Here is a 5,451-nt window from a genome sequence, read left to right on the forward strand (position 1 = left end):
ATACTGTTGGGCTAACAGGATTTTAAGCCTGTGGAGATGGTGGGTTACCACTTCTAAGAAGCAGGAATCCTCGAGGGCTTGCCCCGAGGAGGGTCAAATTAATGAGGTCTAAAAAATTAACTTTAATTTCTGTAGTTCTAAGTCTTATATTTTTAATTAGTCTGCTGATGACAGTCAATACTTATGTTCTGGCCCAGGATGGTACAAAGACGACTGTAACAGCTAAAGGTAAAGGAATTTGGATTTTGCCTGGATTAAGAAAATTAGATCCTGAAATTTTTGGTACTCCTGATAAACCTTTGAGACTTGAGGCAGTTCCTCTGGAAAATAGAGTTGTTAGTGAAGATGGAGAAAGTTTTACGACCACAAAGAATCCTGGACCTTTTTCTAATAATGTAAAAGAAATTACTGGTAAGTTGAATATCGAAGTCTGGGATAGGACAATATTAGATACTCCTAAATCTCAGGATATTGCAGCTCTTACAGCTGAGTTTACTGATCCCTCAGGTAAAAACACCTATCAGGTTAAACTTCAGAAGTTAATACCGGTAGGTCCTGATCACCAGTTCTTTGGTGGTGCTGGAACAAATATATTTATGCACGGGACAACTGGTATTGGTGACCCCCAAATGCCTAATAGTTGGAGTTATCTCACATTATGGGGTATGGGAAATTTCTATAGAAATGGAAAACTTTTAGATACCAACAGAATAGTTCATGTAATGGTTACTCAAAGATTAAGAGATGAAAATTATAAGCTTGGTTTCGGCATTGCTCAGCAGGATGAGTTAGAAATCCATTTAATAATGCCTAATGAAAAAGTTTCAGAAGGTCATCCAGTAGTTTCCCCACTTCCAACTCAATTTAAGCTGCCTAATGGTCAGAGCCAACCATTTATTCATGTTAATTTCTATGAAAATATTGAGGTTAAGGGAAATAAGTTTCTTGAGTAAATTCGAGCTTAGCTAGTCCTGAGTTTTAAGTGAATAACAAATAGTTTTTAATCAGGCTGGAGTTTTAGCTCCAGCCTTAACTTTGCATAAAAGTGCTGACTAATATACTCGGAAACTAAGTTAGAATAGTTATAAAAAACAAATTATGCAGTTAAATTATAATGACTTATAAATGGCCCTTCCTTTAGGAGGGAGTTTAATGTCCAGACAGTTATTTCCATGATCTCCTTTAATCACTTCAATTTCTTTTCCTATTTGTTCTTGAGCTGATGAATAAAGACAGACAAACTCATCACCCAAGTTATGGAGCTCATTATCTACAATAACTTTTGAACTCTGCTCTCTATCTAACTCACAATTGATGGCTAAAAGAAGTTCTTCCTGACTGAGAATCCTGGACCAGGCTATGATTTCTGTACAGCGGCCTCCATTTGCAGCTGGAAGATGAAAATTAGCATCTTTTTCATTTGAAATTTCTCTTAAATACTGGCGTCCAATTCTTAAATTAATATATTTTTTCCTGAGCCCTGCAAGTTTTTTCATTTCCTGGTAAATCGGATTATTCTGGTCAAAAAAACTTCTGTTCCGGGTTCTAAAAGCCCCAAAATCACCACCGAACATAGCTTCCCTGATATATTTATCACTGTTACCACTGCCATCAAATCCCTGTTCAGTCCCATAATAGACACAGGGGATACCGGCTGTAAAGAAATTAAGAAAGATGGCGTTTTTCAGCAGTAAAGCTGTTTTCTTATCGGCAGCAAATCGTGCTTTATACTGCTGCTGATAAACCATATCATGATCATCAAACATAGTAATTACATTTTTATGGTACCACTGATGTTTTCCTTCACTAAGAACGTTAGAGTTAGTAAAAATAGAAAAATAATTTTCAGCTGAGTAATATCCTTTGGCCACATTCTCAAGATTTTCGGGTATTTTATTTATCCCTAAAGCTGCATTGAGACCTGTCTGCTCACAGATCATTTTTGCAAATTCCATACCACCTGTAATTTCACCGATAATAAAGAAGTTTTTCTTACCTAAAGTCTGAGCGAACTCTTTGATCTCAGTTGTAAAATAGCGGGTGGCTCCTGGGCTTAAATGTTTTACCGTGTCCAGTCTGAAGCCATCTAAATCAGCATAAGTAATCCAGTATTTATAACAGTCAATCATTGTTTTTAAAGCAGTAGAAGCCTGGTAGTTATTTAATTTTCCCTGACCGGTGTTAATATTTTTTAACGATAAAAAGTCACCTTCTCTGAATTCAGGATCATTATCCCAATCTCTGATATAACCTTTACGGGTAAAAGTGTCTAAATCAAATAATTCCTGGGGCCAGATGCCGCCATCAGGATAGTTTTGTTCAAAGTTAACATTATAAAGCAGAGGAGAAATCAAAGCATTAAATAATTAAATTAATTTTATGAAGATAGCTGATGATAATATTATGGGAAAGAAGATAGTTATAAAAAATTAGCCGAGAGTGTTAAAGCTATATTGTGGGAATATAATATTAAAACTGATAACTAAAATTATGTTTCTCCCCAGTCAGAAACAATACTGGATATAAAATGGAAGAATGGACGAGGGGGGTTTTGGGATAGATCAGGTACACGAAGATCATAGAGAGTCAGCAAAAAGTTATTGTTTAGAGTGCAGTGCTAGAGAAGAAAATAATTCAATCACCTATTTGACAAAATATTTATAATGTGTTTTAATATAGGAAAAGAAAATATTTCTGTTGTCTAATCTCAACCGAGAGCGGAGGACCCACTTTTTGGGGCGAATCTATATTAGAAGAAGACCTTTACTTCTAGCCCGTCAGCTAACTCCGTAGACCTTAAATAAAGGACAGACTTGATGCCACCATAATATTTATTTGGTGAAACTTAATTACTGGCACTACAGTCTATCTGTAGTGTTTTTTTGATTATATAGAGCTTTTTTTACTTAATAATTACATATATCTGTTTTGAGAGGAGTAGTAGAGAGAATGAAGATCAGTAAGAAAAACTTAACCCCGGCTCAGTACTTAGTATTTGGCTATTTTATCATAATTATGCTGGGGGCAATACTTTTAATGCTGCCAATTTCTACAACAGATGGGCAGGGCTTAAGGGCAGTAGATGCAGTATTTACAGCTACTTCTGCCACCTGTGTGACAGGTTTGATTGTTGTAAATACTAAAGAAGCCTTTACTCATTTTGGTTCAACTGTTATTATGCTTTTAATCCAAATTGGTGGTCTTGGTATCATGTCGATGTCCACCTTATTTGCCTTTATAATTGGGAAGAAGATTAGTTTAAAAGAAAGATTAATTATTCAGGAAGATCTAAATCAGTATCAGATATCAGGAATGGTGAGGCTGGTCCAGTACCTGCTCGGATTTACCTTTGCCATTGAGGGAACTGCTGCAGTTATTTTATTTTTTCGTCTGGTTGAAGATTATCCAACAGCAAGGGCAATCTATCTGGCTATTTTCCATGCTGTATCTGCTTTTAATAATGCTGGCTTTGATCTGTTTGGGAACAGCCTAGAGAATTTTACCGGTGATATAACAATAAACTTTGTTATTATGGCCTTAATTATCCTAGGTGGTATAGGTTTTGGGGTAATGGTAGAGGCTTATAACAGGGTCAGGTTTAAAAAATCAACTCTACAGACTAAACTAGTTCTCGTCATAACATTAGCCCTTTTAATCTTTGGTTTTATTGTCTTTTTTGCTTTAGAATATGATAACACTCTCGCTGGTTTACCACTACTTGATAAAACACTGGGAGCAATGTTTTTATCTGTAACACCAAGAACAGCGGGTTTTAATACAGTCCCGACTGGGGCTTTAAAACAATCTTCACTTTTTATTATTATCATCTTAATGTTTATTGGTGCTTCACCCGGTTCAACAGGTGGAGGTATCAAGACAACCACTTTTGGAGTGATGCTTGTTACCCTAAAGAACATGATAACAGGTAAAGAAGATATGGAAGTATATAACCGCCGCTTTGAAAAAAAGATTATCTATGAAGCCTTTACTATTACAATGCTGGCTGCCGGTCTGGTTGTCTTAGTAACTACTTTGTTACTGATAATCGAAGACTTTCAATTTGTTGATGTTTTATTTGAGACAGTTTCTGCCTTTGGTACAGTGGGCCTTTCAACAGGGATTACCGGTCAGCTATCTGATATCAGCAGAGTCTTAATTACTATCACGATGTTTGCAGGAAGAGTTGGTCCACTTACTCTAGCACTTGCTTTTGGAGAAAGAGTAAGAAAAGGAAAGTATCATTACCCAACAGAAAAAATAATGGTTGGTTAATTTAGATAGGGGGGAAAATAAATGAAGCAGTTTGTTGTTGTAGGATTGGGAAGATTTGGAGCCAGTGTGGCTGCTACTTTGGCTGAAAATGGACATGATGTCTTAGCTATTGATCGCGATCCCGAAAAAGTTCAGGCAATTAGTGGAGATGTAACTCATGCGGTAGAAGTTGATGCTACCGATGAAGAAGCGTTAAAAACTCTGGGTGTCAGAAACTTTGATGTAGCTGTTGTCAGTATTGGAGATAATGTTTCAGCAAATATATTGTGTACTTTAATTTTAAAGGAATTAAATTTACCGTATGTAATTGTAAAGGCACCAGATAAATTACATGGAAAAGTTTTAAGCAAAGTTGGTGCAGATAGAATAGTTTATCCTGAGCGTGATATGGGAGTTAGGATTGCTCAGAATCTTATTTCTTCCAATGTTTTAGATTATATAGAGTTTGCTCCAGAATATGGAGTGATCGAGATTCTTGCCAGTGATAATATGGTAGGTAGAACTTTAAAGGAACTTGAATTGCGCGCCAGTTTTGATGTCAATGTAATGGCAATTAAAAGAGGAGAGGAGCTTTATATTTCTCCGGGGGCAGAAGATAAAATTGAAGCTGGAGATAAATTAGTTTTAATGGGGAAAAATGAAAACCTGGATAAAATGAGGGATTTTGGTAATTAAATTTGTTTTTAAGGGAGTGTAAATTATGAATATAAAAACTTTAAAAGGAAAAATACTCCTTGGCTTTGCAGTTATGATCTTAATTCTTACAGGAGTTGTTGGCTGGAGTATTTATAATTTTGAATCACTTTCAAACGCAATCAATGATATCTTAGTTGAAAATTACCGCAGTATTAAGGCCAGTGACAGTATGGTTGAATCAATAGAGCGCCAGGATAGTGCTCTGCTGCTGCTTTTGAGAACATCTGAAGAACAGGGCCAGGAAATATTCAGGCGTAATGAAAAAGAATTTTACAGCTGGCTGGCCAGAGCAGAAGATAATATTACTATTGATGGTGAAGGATCAATTTTAGAAAAGATAAATGAAAAATATTTCGAATTTGTATCCAGTTTTGATCAATTTTTTAATGCAGAAGAAGATCAGCGCTGGGAGATTTATAATCAGCAGCTGCTTCCACGTTTTAATGAGATAAAAAATGATATTCGCGAACTAAGGGAAATAAA

General features: G+C 35.9%; 4 protein-coding genes, 1 pseudogene and 1 riboswitch. Of the genes and pseudogenes, 4 read left to right on the forward strand and 1 reads right to left on the reverse strand.

Translation table 11 applies throughout. The features are described from left to right. Positions 1 to 101: 101 nt before the first annotated feature. A complete protein-coding gene (locus tag CI949_RS16105) occupies positions 102 to 953 on the forward strand; it encodes a hypothetical protein (protein ID WP_073157591.1) in 852 nt (283 codons plus the stop codon). 156 nt (positions 954 to 1,109) lie between these two features. Here CI949_RS16105 and CI949_RS16110 read toward each other — a convergent pair whose 3' ends face one another. Then, the gene (locus tag CI949_RS16110) at positions 1,110 to 2,354 is read right to left on the reverse strand and encodes an alpha-amylase family glycosyl hydrolase (RefSeq protein ID WP_081374525.1); all 1,245 of its coding nucleotides are present in this window, start codon (positions 2,352 to 2,354) and stop codon (positions 1,110 to 1,112) included. A gap of 334 nt (positions 2,355 to 2,688) precedes the next feature. After that, positions 2,689 to 2,811: riboswitch (cyclic di-AMP (ydaO/yuaA leader) on the forward strand. A 138-nt stretch (positions 2,812 to 2,949) separates the two neighbouring features. Here CI949_RS16110 and CI949_RS16115 point away from each other — a divergent pair. The 3 genes and pseudogenes from CI949_RS16115 to CI949_RS16125 all read left to right on the forward strand — a co-directional run. After that, positions 2,950 to 4,272 carry a TrkH family potassium uptake protein gene (locus CI949_RS16115; protein WP_073157589.1) on the forward strand — a complete coding sequence of 441 codons (1,323 nt, stop codon included), beginning with the start codon at positions 2,950 to 2,952 and terminating at the stop codon, positions 4,270 to 4,272. 21 nt (positions 4,273 to 4,293) lie between these two features. Continuing rightward, positions 4,294 to 4,947, forward strand: a complete 654-nt coding sequence (locus tag CI949_RS16120) for a TrkA family potassium uptake protein (protein ID WP_073157586.1) — start codon at positions 4,294 to 4,296, stop codon at positions 4,945 to 4,947. Positions 4,948 to 4,972: 25 nt separating this feature from the next. Then, positions 4,973 to 5,451, forward strand: a pseudogene (locus tag CI949_RS16125) (histidine kinase); the annotation flags it as partial.

Source organism: Halanaerobium sp. (genome assembly GCF_003070835.1).